We start from the raw sequence: 14,146 nt of genomic DNA, 5'->3' as shown, positions 1-14,146 counted from the left end.
TCATACTTTTGAAGATATGAACAAAAAGATATTTTTTCTTTTGGTGGTTCTTATGAGCCTCTCTCTTACAGGAATTATATTTGTTCAGGGATTTTGGATAAAAAATACAGTTGAGAGCAAAGAAAAGCAGTTTTCTTTTAATGCTAAACAGATACTGCGAAGAGTAGCTAATGAGGTAGAGAATAAGGAGCTGGAGAACTACTATTTCGCGATGCAGGAATTGGTAGACAGTTTGGGCGCGCAGGCAGACAGCGCTATTATAAACGAAATATTTGAAGAACAGCAAGAATTCTCAGATGATGTTTACCTATCTTCACAGGGAAGTTTAGAGGAAGATTTTAAGCTTTCTACCGCTTTTCTGGATGCATCTGTTGATACCGTTCAGTTTAAAAAGTTGATTAACCGGAAGGTGTCAAAGCTGGTGGAGAACGACAGTATGAATGAGAATATGCTTTCTACCACTGGCAGGATCAACCGCATCTTTAGGATGAAAGATGTAGAGAAGGAATTTATCCGTTCCACTGTGAGCGAATATACGAGCAGGAAACCTCTGCATGAGCGGGTTTCCAGGTCATACCTTGAAGATTTGATCCAGACGGAGCTAAGCAACAGGGGGATGAATACCTCTTTTGAATACGGTATTTACGGTAATGGCCTGGCTACCAAGGTACAGTCAGATAATTTTGAACTTGATGCCAGGACCACTTACAGGGTGCCTATTTTTACTTCGGGAAATAGCAGTAACAATTACCAATTGTTCGTAAATTTCACTGAAAAGAAACAGGTTGTATTGTCTTCCATTACTTTGATGGCGGCTTTATCAATTATTTTTACACTTATTATTGTGATAGCTTATTCCAGTGCGCTCTCTCAGTTGATAAGGCAAAGACAGATATCCGAGATAAAAACGGATTTTATTAATAACATGACGCATGAGTTCAAAACCCCTATTGCTACAATAAATTTGGCGCTTGATGCTATTAAGAATCCGAAGGTGATGAACAACCCCGAAAAGGTAGCGCATTATCACCGCATGATAAGGGATGAGAATAAAAGGATGCACGCCCAGGTAGAGAACGTATTGCGAATTTCCCGGCTCGAAAAGAACGAACTGGACCTTAAAAAAGAAAGACTTGATTTACATGAGTTGATTGAAGAAGCAATCACCCATGTAGAGCTAATAATAGAAGACAAACAAGGGTATGTGCAAACCCATTTTGGGGCTTTAAGGGCTTCCATTTTGGCAAACCCAACCCATTTTACCAATGTAATAGTGAACCTGCTGGACAATGCAGTAAAATATTCTCCAGATACACCAAAGATTGATATCTATACCGAGAATGTAAAGAACTACATTGTAATGAAGGTGCGTGACCAGGGAAGCGGAATGACGAAACCTGTGCAGAAAAAAATATTTGAGAAGTTTTATCGTGAGCATACGGGCGATATCCATAATGTGAAAGGCCACGGCCTGGGTCTTGCCTATGCAAAGCGTATCCTTGATGATCACCACGGACAAATTAGCGTGGAAAGTGAAAAAGGAAAAGGAAGTACATTTATAATTAAACTACCACTAATATCTTAATTTATGGAAACTGAAAATAAGAAGATTTTACTAGTTGAAGACGATCCAAACTTTGGAACGGTATTAAAAGATTACCTGGCCATGAACGATTATGAGGTCACTCATGCCAAGAATGGAATGGAAGGATTTGAAAAATTTAAAAAAGACGATTTTGATCTTTGCATTCTTGATGTAATGATGCCTTATAAAGATGGTTTCACCCTGGCCAAAGAAATACGGGAAAAGAACGAAGAAGTGCCAATTATCTTTTTAACTGCGAAAGCAATGAAAGAAGATGTGTTGAAAGGTTACAAAGTAGGGGCAGATGACTACCTCAACAAGCCTTTTGACAGTGAGGTACTGCTTATGAAGATCAAAGCCATTATGCAGCGTAAAGCTACAGATAGTGTGGCCGATAGCAAGCAGTTTGAATTCCAGATTGGGGATTTTCACCTCAATTCAAAGCTCCGCTTTCTCACTTTTAGGGATGAAGAGCCTTCAAAACTTTCTCCAAAAGAAAATGAATTGCTGCGCCTGCTCGCTTTACATGAGAACGATCTTATGCCAAGAGAGCTTGCACTAACAAAAATTTGGAGAGACGACAACTATTTTACATCCCGAAGTATGGATGTTTATATTGCCAAGCTACGTAAATACCTTAAAAAGGATGAGAACGTTGAGATCCTTAACATTCATGGAGAAGGATTCAGGCTTGTTATAAGAAATAAAGAAGAAGCACAGAGTTAACATATTAGATTTCAGTTTCTAAGTATTTGGGCCTTGCTGCAGTTAAGCTGCAGCAACGTCCTCATATTTACATGTTAACATTTTCCTGCCCGGGGGTCTTCGTTTACTTACTTATATTTGCGTGTAACCTGCACTAAATGAGGAGACTTCATGCCATCCAAAAATGTCATTTTACTGCCGTACTCCTGCGGCATTTTTTTGGTTGTGACCAAAATACAAGAGGGCTCAAAAATGCCATTTTTGAAAGGTTATTTCTTCTTTTTTTTCTTCTGAATTGTGGTGGTCTTTCTTTATTGGGACAGAATCCTGCTGATGAAGTTCCAGTTTATGACTGGGATGATGTCAGCAATGTGGGAAGTGTCGGTGTAAGTAATCCAGAGGATATTATCATTTCCGTAGATACAGATTCTGAAGATTTTGTTTATACTTTGTCATTTGGCAACGGAGTTGATCAAAGATCCACTGATGGAACCTTAATGGACGGCAATTTTATTCCCGGGGGAGAATTGGATGCACCTCTTGATTTTGCAATTGATGAGCAGGGCTACTTTTATATTATCGATTATTCAGACAATGATCCGGTTTCAAGCCAAGGCAAAATAAGAGTTTTTGATCCAGAAGGAAATCCTGATCGGGTTATTGGTACTGGTTTTTACCGGCCTATGGGAATTGATGTTGATTCAGAGAATATTTATATAGCCGAATATTATGATGGTTCACAAGGCCCGGAACAGGGAAGCGAATTTAGTAGAATTTCCATCTTTAGTAAACAAACCGGTCTTCGAACAAATTATAATGATTCAGATGTTGAAATACCTTATCGTATAGCTGTTAATTCAAAAGGTTTAGTCTTTGTGAGTCAGGCTGGGGACGAAGATCCGGCAGTACTTATATTTGATGAAAATTTGAATTTTGATAGAAGGTTGTCAAATATTCAATCGCCCGGAAGTTTAGTAATAGATTCTTTTGATTTTATTCATGTAATAGAATATGCAGGAAGAATAGATTTTGGACAGTTTATAAATTTTCAAAGTATAGATGAAACAGAGGCTATTCAGATAGCGCTAGATATTAATCAAGGTATTAGAGATAATGCATTTGGAATTAAAATATTTACTCCTGTAGGAGGGTATGAGGATTTTTATAAGGAAGAATTAGATTTCCCGATAGACCTTGCCTTTAATAATTGTGAGAAAATGTTTGTCAATAATGCAACGGTAACTACTTTTTTGGGCATCCCTCTTGGTTTAAATTTTGAATTGGAAATATATAATAGAATCCCAACATTTGACAGCCTTGAAGGCCCTACAATAACTTGTCCGGAAGATATTGAAGTAACCGCAGAAGCAGGGAATAATTTTGCAGAAGTAGAGTTTGATGATGCAGAGGCTACAGATAATTGTTCGGCTACAGTTGAGCAAACTTTTGGGGATTCTTCAGGAAGTGAATTTTTAGTTGGAACTCATCGAATAGAGTTTACGGCAACAGATAGCTTTGGAAATGAAAGCACCTGTGAATTTAAAATCACCGTGTTGCCCTCTGAAGAAGAAGATTTGACCCCTCCGGATTTTTTTAATTGTGGAGATTTGAATGTTTCAACTGATCCTGGAAAACCTGGAGCAGTAGTTAATTTTAATCCTACTGCATCAGATGAAAATGGATGGGTAGAGGTAAAACTGTTAAGTGAACTCGGTTCGGGGGAGGAATTTCCAATTGGTACAACTACTGTTATTTTTGAAGCTGTAAATACAGCGGGAACTACTACGTGCGAATTTACAGTAACCGTAATAGATGATGAAGATCCCGTCATTACCTGCCCTGGCGACATACCGGTGTTGGTCGACCCAGGAGAATGTGAGGTAAGGGTTACTTTTCCTGGTCCTAAAGTCACAGATAATTCAGGAAACTGGAGCTTATCCAATGATGGTCCTGATTCAGGAAGCTTTTTCCCAGTAGGAAAAACTGAAATTGAATTCAAGGCTACAGATCCTTCCGGTAATTTTGCAACTTGTATTTTAACCATTATTGTTGATGATGAGGAAGCCCCTGTTTTCAATGCCTGCCCACCAGATTCCCTTAAAATTGAAGCTGTCGACGATAGGTTTTTTGTTCCTAATCTTTTAAGTCAAGTAAATGCAGTCGATAATTGTGACGACGCGATTATAACATACTCTCAAGTCCCGGAAGCGGGAGAGGAAATATTCTCGAATACAACTCTTAGAATCTATGCTTACGATAATGATGCTTCCGGTGAAGATAACCAATCTACTCCATGCCAAGTCGAACTAATTATAGAGAACCTGGACCCATTGGAGATCACTTGTTCCGGGGATCAAACGGAGGATATCCAGGGAAGCTGCGATTTCAGTATTCCTGATTATACACCTTTGGCTTCTGCCAGTCCCGGTGCTACCATTACTCAATCCCCTGCAGAGGGAACGGTTGTGGATGACAAGACAACCATTCGTTTAACGGCTACATTGGATGGAGCTACAGATTTTTGTGAATTTGAAGTAAACCTGATAAATCAGGCGGAGTTGATTATTTCCTGTCCGGGAGATCAAACAGAAGATGCCGATTCAGTAGGTCGTTTTTCGCTCCCTGATTATAGGGGTCTTGCTAATGTCACAGACGACTGTGAGCAATTTACGGTAGCTCAAAGTCCTGGAGAAGGAACAGTCATTGAAGAAGATACCACCATCATTCTTACAGTAACAGATGTCGATGGAAACGAAGATAGCTGTGAGTTTGAAGTTCAGCTTGTATTGCCTGGAGATCCAGATCCTTTAGAGATTATCTGTCCTGCAACCAGCACTCCGTCTTTTGGAGACAACTGTGCCTTTGAGCTTCCAGATTACACTAGTTCAGCGACTGTTTATTCATCCACAGCTCAAATAACTCAGGATCCTCCTGCAGGCACCCTGATTTACGGCAGAACAGAAATTACACTTACTGCGACTGAAGGCGTCGAAACCGTCGAATGTTCCTTTATGGTTGATCCGGTTGATGACGACAAACCCATCATTACCTGCCGCAATGACCTGGAAATTCACCTGAACGCAGATGGCTTCGGGGTAATTCCGCCCGAAATATTGTTATCCTCTATAGAAGACAATTGCGGAATAGACAACGTAAGCCTGAGCAAAAGCCGCTTTGAGACTTCAGATGTGGGAGAGAATGATATCCTGGTAACCGTAGAAGATGTGAATGGAAATGTAGAAACCTGTGAGGCTACCGTCAATGTGGTACCTTATGATCCTATTACAGATATTGGATGTGTAGATGCAGTTGAATTGGAACTTGATCAAAATGGGTATAAAGAATTAAATCTCACCTATACCGGCGAAGAGGAAGACATCCAGCTCGAATTGAGTAAAAAGGATTTTACCTGTGATGATATTGGTCTGCCTCAAATGATCACTGCTACTTATAACGGCCAATACACCGGAACCTGTGAAGTAGAAGTGACCGTTGTTGATAAATTGGCACCCCGGGTAAATTGTATTTCCAAAATTGATCTTGTACTGGATGCCAACGGTCAGGGGCAATTATCTGTTGAGGATGTAGACCTCAATTCTCTCGATAATTGTAAGATTGAAGATATGTCTTTGAGCAAAAGCAATTTTACCACCGAAGATGTGGGCACTCAGACGGTGCGGTTTACAGTCACTGATGCTTCCGGAAACTCAGATTTCTGTGAGGTTGTCGTAAATGTGAGGCCTTTTATGGGTACAGGCGGTGATCTCGATTGTGTAGAGGAAGTCATTCTTCAATTGGACAACGACGGAAATGCCATTTTAAAGGCCGAAGATTTGTTTGACGGAGAACCTTCGGGTATTGATTTCTATGGGGAAAACACTTATACCTGTGAAGATTTGGGTACCAATTATATTACATTTTCCAAACTAGATGACCCCTCTCAAACCTGCGAAATAAAGGTAGTGGTAGAGGATAACATTGCACCTGTTGCCCATTGTAAGGCCGACTATGTGTTGACCCTGGGTGCAAATGGGACAGCAACCCTTTCTCCCGAAAACTTTGGTGCTGGCTCTACAGATAATTGCGGAATTACCTCAATGAGCCTAAACCGCACCTCTTTTACCACCGCCGATGTAGGGCAGCAGCAGCTGCTGCTTACCGTGACAGATAATTCCGGAAATGTTGATATCTGCGAGACACCTATCCTGGTGCAGCCATATGAAGAAAATCCTTCGGGTATTGAGTGTAAAGCACTTTTTGTACTTGCTTTAAATGCCAATGGAAGTGCCCAGCTACAGCCGCAGGACTTGTTTACTGGAGGTATGAGCGGCGCTTATAATGTGAGTCAATCTATTTTTACCTGTGAAGACCTGGGAGAAAACGAAGTGGTACTTTCCTATACTACCGTGAATGGAAGTGGTTCCTGCACAGTAAAAGTGATGGTTGAAGATCCGCAGATTGTGTGTGATTCGTCTCCGGCACCCGAGCGCGATTCTTTGATCATGTACCCCAATCCCGGTGATGGTTTGATAAGCTTCGAACTTTCTCCCGGGCTGCAAATAAACAGGATTGAAATATTTGATTTTAGAGGCCGCTTCCTTCGCGAGCAACAATATGACAACAGCCAGCCCATTCCAAATTATCAGCTTGATTTAAGCGCTTACCAGGCAGGAGTATATCCGCTTGTGATCTACACCAATGGGCGAGAGTACTTAAAAAGGGCAATTATAAAGTAATTTTTTTCTGAATAGCAGTGATGATCTCTTGGGGAGGCGTTTCGGCATCAAACCAGTTGATAGCTTCATTTTTCCTAAACCAGGTGAGTTGTCGTTTCGCAAACCTTCTGGTGTTCTTTTTTATTTCACTTACCGCAGTGTCAAGATCCCACTGTGCATCGAGGTATTTAAAAATTTCTTTATATCCCACGGTATTAAGTGCATTGAGTTCCCGCTTCATAAAAACTGATTTTACTTCTTCCAAAAGGCCCTGTTGCATCATAATATCAACCCGGCGGTTAATGCGTTCATAAATAATTTCGCGTTCCGCAGAGATTCCCACGTATAAGGTGTCAAAAAAGCGGTTTTTGGTGTTCTTTTTTCTGAAGTCTGAATAAGGTTTCCCGGTGCCCCTGCAAATTTCCAATGCCCTTATTACCCGTTGCGGATTCTGCAGGTCAACTTCGGAATAATATTCAGTGTCAAGGGTTTTTAGTTCCTCCTGAAGGTTTCCAAGTCCTTCTTGCTCCAATTCCTCCTTTAAATTAAGCCTGATTTGAGGATCTACTTCCGGAAATTCATCTAGACCTTTTACTACCGCATCAATATAAAGTCCGCTGCCGCCAACCATCACCACCACGTCGTGCTTCAAAAATAACTCCTGAAGACGTTGAATAGCATCACGTTCAAAATCTCCTACAGAATAATCTTCTTCCACAGAAATATGCTGAATAAAATGATGTCTGGCAGCTTTTAACTCTGCTTCAGAAGGTACCGCAGTACCTATTTGCATCTCTTTGTAGAACTGCCTTGAATCGGCCGAGATAATTTCAGTATTAAAATGCCGGGCAAGCTCAATACCCATAGATGTTTTTCCAATGGCAGTAGGGCCTACAACGGCAATGAGGTATTTTTTATTCATTAAGGGGATTTCCGCAGTTATGACAGTATTCTGCCTTATCGAGGTGTTTGGTTTCATTACAATATGGGCAAACCTGAGTGTTTACAGGAATTTCCCTTGCCGAGGCACGGCTAAATTCCGAAGTCACAATCCCGGTAGGAACAGCAATGATGCCATAACCGGTAATCATGATCACAGAGGCTATGAACTGCCCCAGGGGAGTCACGGGGTGAATATCGCCAAAGCCGACCGTGGTAAGGGTCACAATACACCAGTAAATGCCTGTAGGTATGCTGGTGTAACCATTTTCGGGCCCTTCAACCAGGTACATCACCGTTCCCATAATGACACATAAAATAACCACTGCATACAGAAAAACCAGGATCTTTGCGCGGCTGTTACGCAATGCAAGCAAGAGCCGGTTTGACTCCCCTACGTACCTTGTAATTTTTAAAATTCTGAAGATACGCAGCAATCGCAAAGCCCTCACAGCGAATAACAGGTTATGCCCGCCTCCCAGGATTGCCAGATAGGTTGGCAGGGTGGAGAGGAGGTCTACAATGCCGTAAAAGCTAAAAATATAGCGGGAAGGCCGGTTAATTACAATAATCCGCAGCATGTATTCTATTGAAAATATGATGGTGATGATCCATTCGGCCGTATAAAACTGCCAGTAGTATTTGTCACTCATTCCGGGGATGCTCTCCAGCATAACCAGTACAATACTTAGTACAATTACCAGGAGCAAACCAATATCAAAAGCTTTTCCCGCAGGCGTATCGGCTTCATAAATAATTTCATGAAGTTTACTTTTCCAGGAAGGTATGTTTGTTTGGGCCACGCAAATTGAATTACAGCCTAAAAATAGGATTTTTCAGGAGATTTTTCATTTATGCGCAAAGAATGTTTTCTTCGGAAATTCTCAGATAGAGGTCTCAAAAAGGCCATTTTTAGAATCTTTTTTTGGCGAACACGAATAACTCTGAAAAATATGGAGGCTCTAAGAAGCAGGTGTTTAGGTATCTTAATCGAGGTGTATCACCTTTAAACGATTGTTCTTCCTCAAATAATTCTGAATGATTTGCTGGGCATCCTGGTCATTTTTCATGGGTGTAATGATCGATTTTATGATCTCCAGGTTATTCAACTGATAGTTGAGGTTGAAGTATCCAATACCCTTAAATTCACCTTCTTCCACTAATAATGCGCTCTTTTCGTCAATATCCCTTCCACGGTCAATCACCAGCATATTTTTCTTTTCATAGCTGTAGGCCTCGAGCACCTTTACTACCCGCTCATTATATTCTGAAGCGCCTTCTTCTCCCGCACAGGCCCCGCGGCATTCTTTCATGTTGTAGTTAAAGCAGCTGCCCGCGCCTTCGTAAAAGCCGGTAAAGCTTTGGCATAATTCGTACTCCTGAAGGATCTTTTCTAAAGTAGATTTTGCCTGTTGCAGGTTGGTAAAAGCCGTAATGTATTTCTTGCGCCCATCAATCTTCCCAATCCTCAAATGAATAAAACCTTCTTTGTCTTTGGCCTGGTAAAGGGCATGAGAAAAAAGAGAGCGTTTTGTAGATCTATTGTATTTGGGTTTGTTGCGCTTTACTTCCTCATTTTCTTTGAGCAAAGCATTTAGTTCATTTCCTGTGGCTTCATAGCTTACAGAAGCAACTTCTTTCTGAATTTCCCGCGATTTCTTGTTATCACTGGTGAAGTGCTGGTTTACCCTTTTCTTGATATTTTTGCTTTTTCCAATAAAGATGATTTCTCCATCTTCATTGTGCAGGTAGTAAACCCCGGTAATTGAAGGTAGTTCGTCCAGCAGCTGTACCAGTTTGGTGTTCATCTTCAGCTTTGGCGCATTGCGAACCGAACTCTTTAAAATCTCTTTTTCTGAATCTTTGGCAAGCAGCATCTTGAAGAGCTTGACCGTGGCCTGGGCATCACCGGTAGCCCGGTGCCTGTCACTTAGGGGAATACCGAGTGACCTCACCAGTTTTCCGAGGCTGTATGACGGTAAACCGGGGATAAGTTTTTGGGAAAGTTCTACAGTACAAAGACTTTGCCTCTCATAATCGAAACCCAACCTGCGGAACTCGGTGCGCAGAATTCGATAATCGAACTTGGCATTATGTGCCACCAAAATAGCCCCCTCTGTAATTTCTACAATGCGCTTTGCAACTTCAAAAAATTTAGGAGCATTCCTGAGCATGTCATTATTAATGCCGGTAAGGCCAACAACGAATGGCTGAATGGGTATTTCAGGATTAACTAAGCTAATGAATTGATCAACGATTTGATGACCGTCAAATTTATAGACAGCAATTTCAGTTATTCCCTCTTCATTATATTTCCCACCGGTAGTCTCTATGTCTAAAACTGCGTACAAATGCTATTTCCTCTTAATTGTAATTTCTTTCGCCAAAAATGGCGCTTCCCACTCTTATCATCGTACTTCCACATTCAATTGCGATCTTATAATCGCCGCTCATGCCCATTGATAAAGTATGCAGGGAGTTATACCTTGACTTAAAGTTATCAAAAGTACTCTTTAAATAACTAAATTCCTTTTTTATCTTCTCTTCTTTTTCAGTGAGAGTAGCCATTCCCATTAATCCAACCACCTTAACGTGAGTCATCTCGCGGTAGGCTTGTGACTGTAATATGCTGTCTGCTTCATCAACATCTATTCCATATTTAGTGTCTTCTTCGGCAATCTTTATTTGCAGAAGACACTCTATGGTTCGGTCGTATTTTTTTGCCTGCTTCTCAATTTCCTTCAGTAATTTCAGGGAATCTACGGCATGAATAAGGTTCACATATTCTGCCATATATTTTACCTTGTTGCGCTGCACGTGGCCCAGCATGTGCCATTTGATATCTTTAGGCAGGTTTTCCCATTTTTCGGTCATTTCCTGGATCTTGTTTTCACCAAAGATCCTTTGTCCGGCGTTATAGGCTTCTAAAATGTCACTTTCGGGTTTGGTTTTGGAAACAGCAACAAGAGTGACTTCTTCAGGAATTTCTGCTTTAAATGATTTGATGTTCTCTGCAATGTTCATAGCTCTAAAATTCATACACGGTAAGACCGCTTCTTAGTTTTGGCTCAATACAGGTGCTTTTTGGGGGCATGGTTAACCCGGCATCTGCAATTTGCTTTATTTCTTCAATAGTTAATGGCAACATCCCAAAGCCAACGGCAAATTCACCTTCATCTACAGCCTTTTTCACGTCAAAAGTTTCATTTCTTCCGGGAAGATATGATATTCTATTGTCGTTTTTGAGGTCTGTAATATTCAAAATAGGTCTGAGTACCTTTATAAACAGGATGTAAGGATCGAGGCTGCTTAGAGAATCTGTAAACTCATAGTTTGTTCTTCGCAGGTAAAGCGAATAATATTCTCCATCCAAATACATCGAAAAATGATGTTTTTTGGAAGGTTTATAAAATTGCGTGCCCCTGTTTTCTATGCGAAACCACTCGTCTAGCTCAATTAAGAATTCCTCTTTCCCAAGTCCGTTAAGGTCACGAACCAGTCTGTTGAACTCGTATAGCTGCAGGTTGCTTTCGGCTATCATATAGCTCAAAAAGAAATTATAAGGTTCTTCTCCGGTGTGATTGGGGTTCTTTTCTCGTGACTCTTTTGCCAAAAGCCATGACGAGGCACTGCGGTGATGGCCATCGGCGATATAAACCGCTTCCATGCGCTCAAATTCCTTTCTAATTTGTTCCGTTTTATCAGGATCATCTACAATCCACATGTAATGTACATCACGATTCAAAGAAGAAAACTCATATTCGGGCCGCTCCTGCATTACCGCTGTAGTGATCTCATTTATCACAGGGCTGTCGGGGTAAGTGAGCAACACTGGTTCAGTATTGAAGCCTACTGTCTTCAGGTAATCTTTAAAAAGTTGTTCCCGCTGAGAAATTGTATCCTCGTGCTTTTTGATCACATTATTTTCATAATCCAGTGCACTTGTGGCCGCGATAATTCCGCAGTAAGCCTGGTGCCGGGAAATAGTTTTGTAAATATAATATGCCGGTTTTTCATCCTGAATAAAAACTTCTTCTTCTTTAAATTCAAGGTAGCGGTTCTTTACAAGCTGAAACCGCTCACTTCCCGATATTTCCTTCTGAAATTTATATCCCGGGTTAATAATATGCAGAAAAGAAAATGGATTGTGCTCCAGCTGAAATCTCACTTCTTCCACCGAATATTCCTGGTATGGTCTCGAGGCCACAAGTCCCACCTTATCCCGGGAAGGCCGTACAGCCCTGAAAGGAATTATTTTTGCCAAATGCTGCTGATTAAATAAGTTCTAAAAATGCCATTTTTAAGAGGTAAACTGGCCAGAGACTTTTTCGGCTTTCCTGCTTTCAGAATAGTCATAAAAACCTTCTCCCGATTTCACCCCAAGTTTTACTGCCTGCACCATATTTACCAGGAGAGGACAGGGAGCGTATTTTGGATTCTTAAAGCCGCTGTACATCACCTCGAGAATAGAGAGACAAACATCCAGCCCGATAAAATCGGCAAGTTGTAGCGGACCCATAGGATGCGCCATGCCCAGTTTCATTACCGTATCAATTTCCTGAACCCCGGCCACCCCGTTGTAAAGGGTTTCAATAGATTCGTTGATCATTGGCATAAGAATTCGGTTGGCCACAAACCCCGGATAATCATTTACTTCAACAGGTTCTTTTTTCAGCTTTTTTGAAAGCTCCATGATGTTTGAAGTCACCTCGTCACTGGTGTTATAACCACGAATGATCTCTACCAGCTTCATTACCGGCACCGGATTCATAAAATGCATTCCAATTACCCTTTCAGGATTTGAAACTACCGAGGCAATCTTTGTGATAGAAATAGAAGAAGTGTTTGATGCAAGCACAGTTTCTGAAGCGCAGGTTTCATCCAGCTGCTTGAAAATTTTCAGTTTAAGATCAACATTTTCTGTTGCGGCCTCTACAACCAGATCCACATTTTTTACACCTTCTGAAATCTGTGTAAAAGTGGTGATGTTGTTGAGGGTATTGGTTTTATCTTCTTCAGAGATCTTTTCTTTGGAAACCATGCGGTCAAGATTGCCCGAAATGGTTTTCATCCCTTTCTCCAGGCTTTCTTCTGAAATATCTATAAGATTTGTTTTATAACCAAATTGGGCAAAAGTATGGGCAATTCCGTTTCCCATTGTTCCTGCACCAATAACTGCAATATTTTTCATAAAAGATATTAGTTAAATGAGTTAATAATTTGTTTTGCCACACGCAGTGCCTGTGTTCCCTGTTCAAGGCTCACAATTGGCGTGGTGTTGTTCTCAATGGCGGCGGCAAACGAATTTAGTTCTTCTAAAATGGCATTATTCGGGTTCACTTCCGGATTGTCAAAATAGATCTGTTTTTTAAGACCTTCGGCATTTTGAAGTATCATATCAAAATCTCCGGGAACTTCAGGAGCATCTTTCATTTTTACGACCTCGCATTTCTTTTCGAGAAAATCCACAGAAATATAGGCGTCCCGTTGAAAGAAGCGCGATTTGCGCATGTTTTTCAGGGAGATCCTGCTGGCAGTTAAATTGGCAACACAACCGTTCTCAAAAAGAATCCGTGCATTGGCAATATCGGGAGTGTCACTAATAACCGAAACTCCGCTGGCCTGTATCTCCTTAACTTCAGATTTTACCACGCTTAAAATGGCATCTATGTCATGGATCATAAGGTCGAGTACCACCGGCACATCTGTTCCCCGCGGATTAAATTCCGCCAGGCGATGGGCCTCGATGAACATAGGGTTCTCAAACTTATCTGCAACCGCCTGGAAAGCGGGATTAAATCTTTCTACATGACCTACCTGGCCTTTAACATTGTATTCTTTTGCCAGTTTAACCAGCTGTTCGGCCTCTTCAACCGTGTTGGTAATAGGCTTTTCTATGAATAAATGTTTTCCTGCTTTAATGGTCTTTTGGCCCACTTCAAAGTGAGAAAGGGTAGGAGTGACCACATCAACCACGTCTACGGCGGCTATGAGATCGTCTAAATTGTTGAAATATTTATATCCAAACTCTTCCTGAACCTTGCGGCCACTGTTCTCATCTATGTCGTAAAAGCCCACAAGATCATATTTTTCAGATTCCTGGAGCAAACGCAGATGGATTTTTCCTAAGTGTCCTGCACCCAGGACGCCGGCTTTGAGCATAATAAATGGTTTTCAACAAAAATAACATTTCTTGGACTAA

10 protein-coding genes are annotated in these 14,146 nt (G+C 41.1%); 3 read left to right on the top strand and 7 right to left on the bottom strand.

The window, feature by feature from the left end:
* Window positions 1-16: 16 nt before the first annotated feature.
* The 3 genes from V5739_RS16845 (at window position 17) to V5739_RS16835 (ending at window position 7,026) form a co-directional block, all read left to right on the top strand.
* The gene (locus V5739_RS16845) at window positions 17-1,585 is read left to right on the top strand and encodes a sensor histidine kinase (RefSeq protein ID WP_423819121.1); all 1,569 of its coding nucleotides are present in this window, start codon (window positions 17-19) and stop codon (window positions 1,583-1,585) included.
* A gap of 3 nt (window positions 1,586-1,588) precedes the next feature.
* On the top strand, window positions 1,589-2,311 hold the full coding sequence (locus V5739_RS16840; RefSeq protein ID WP_266068874.1) for a response regulator transcription factor: 723 nt from the start codon (window positions 1,589-1,591) through the stop codon (window positions 2,309-2,311).
* Between the two features lie 137 nt (window positions 2,312-2,448).
* Complete coding sequence (locus tag V5739_RS16835) at window positions 2,449-7,026, top strand: HYR domain-containing protein (RefSeq protein ID WP_423819120.1); 4,578 nt, start codon at window positions 2,449-2,451, stop codon at window positions 7,024-7,026.
* Here V5739_RS16835 and miaA read toward each other — a convergent pair.
* From miaA to V5739_RS16800, 7 genes are all read right to left on the bottom strand, one after another.
* A complete protein-coding gene (miaA, locus tag V5739_RS16830; protein ID WP_423819119.1) occupies window positions 7,016-7,927 on the bottom strand; it encodes a tRNA (adenosine(37)-N6)-dimethylallyltransferase MiaA in 912 nt (303 codons plus the stop codon). The two genes, V5739_RS16835 and miaA, sit on opposite strands and share 11 nt — an antisense overlap.
* Window positions 7,920-8,747: an ion transporter gene (locus V5739_RS16825; RefSeq protein WP_423819118.1), complete on the bottom strand. Its 828-nt coding sequence runs from the start codon at window positions 8,745-8,747 to the stop codon at window positions 7,920-7,922. The genes miaA and V5739_RS16825 overlap by 8 nt, the downstream gene beginning before the upstream one ends.
* Window positions 8,748-8,930: 183 nt before the next feature.
* Window positions 8,931-10,295 (bottom strand): exonuclease domain-containing protein, encoded by a 1,365-nt coding sequence (locus V5739_RS16820; protein ID WP_423819117.1) that lies wholly within the window; start codon window positions 10,293-10,295, stop codon window positions 8,931-8,933.
* 13 nt (window positions 10,296-10,308) lie between these two features.
* Window positions 10,309-10,968 (bottom strand): YggS family pyridoxal phosphate-dependent enzyme, encoded by a 660-nt coding sequence (locus tag V5739_RS16815; protein ID WP_423819116.1) that lies wholly within the window; start codon window positions 10,966-10,968, stop codon window positions 10,309-10,311.
* A 4-nt stretch (window positions 10,969-10,972) separates the two neighbouring features.
* Window positions 10,973-12,208: a DUF1015 domain-containing protein gene (locus V5739_RS16810; protein WP_266068882.1), complete on the bottom strand. Its 1,236-nt coding sequence runs from the start codon at window positions 12,206-12,208 to the stop codon at window positions 10,973-10,975.
* A 36-nt stretch (window positions 12,209-12,244) separates the two neighbouring features.
* Window positions 12,245-13,135, bottom strand: a complete 891-nt coding sequence (locus tag V5739_RS16805; protein WP_423819115.1) for a 3-hydroxybutyryl-CoA dehydrogenase — start codon at window positions 13,133-13,135, stop codon at window positions 12,245-12,247.
* Between the two features lie 8 nt (window positions 13,136-13,143).
* Window positions 13,144-14,106, bottom strand: a complete 963-nt coding sequence (locus V5739_RS16800) for a Gfo/Idh/MocA family protein (RefSeq protein WP_266068884.1) — start codon at window positions 14,104-14,106, stop codon at window positions 13,144-13,146.
* Window positions 14,107-14,146 lie beyond the last annotated feature (40 nt).

This window comes from Salinimicrobium sp. TIG7-5_MAKvit (assembly GCF_049569215.1).
Classification (GTDB): domain Bacteria; phylum Bacteroidota; class Bacteroidia; order Flavobacteriales; family Flavobacteriaceae; genus Salinimicrobium; species Salinimicrobium profundisediminis.
Note: the sequence above shows the minus strand (reverse complement) of the source record. Positions and strands in the feature narration are given on the sequence as shown.

What these genes read in the sequence shown, in the direction of transcription:
- V5739_RS16845 (WP_423819121.1), top strand. Translation starts at nt 17, where the DNA reads ATGAACAAAAAGATATTTTTTCTTTTGGTGGTTCTTATGAGCCTCTCT.
- V5739_RS16840 (WP_266068874.1), top strand. Translation starts at nt 1,589, where the DNA reads ATGGAAACTGAAAATAAGAAGATTTTACTAGTTGAAGACGATCCAAAC.
- V5739_RS16835 (WP_423819120.1), top strand. Translation starts at nt 2,449, where the DNA reads ATGAGGAGACTTCATGCCATCCAAAAATGTCATTTTACTGCCGTACTC.
- miaA (WP_423819119.1), bottom strand. Translation starts at nt 7,927, where the DNA reads ATGAATAAAAAATACCTCATTGCCGTTGTAGGCCCTACTGCCATTGGA.
- V5739_RS16815 (WP_423819116.1), bottom strand. Translation starts at nt 10,968, where the DNA reads ATGAACATTGCAGAGAACATCAAATCATTTAAAGCAGAAATTCCTGAA.
- V5739_RS16805 (WP_423819115.1), bottom strand. Translation starts at nt 13,135, where the DNA reads ATGAAAAATATTGCAGTTATTGGTGCAGGAACAATGGGAAACGGAATT.
- V5739_RS16800 (WP_266068884.1), bottom strand. Translation starts at nt 14,106, where the DNA reads ATGCTCAAAGCCGGCGTCCTGGGTGCAGGACACTTAGGAAAAATCCAT.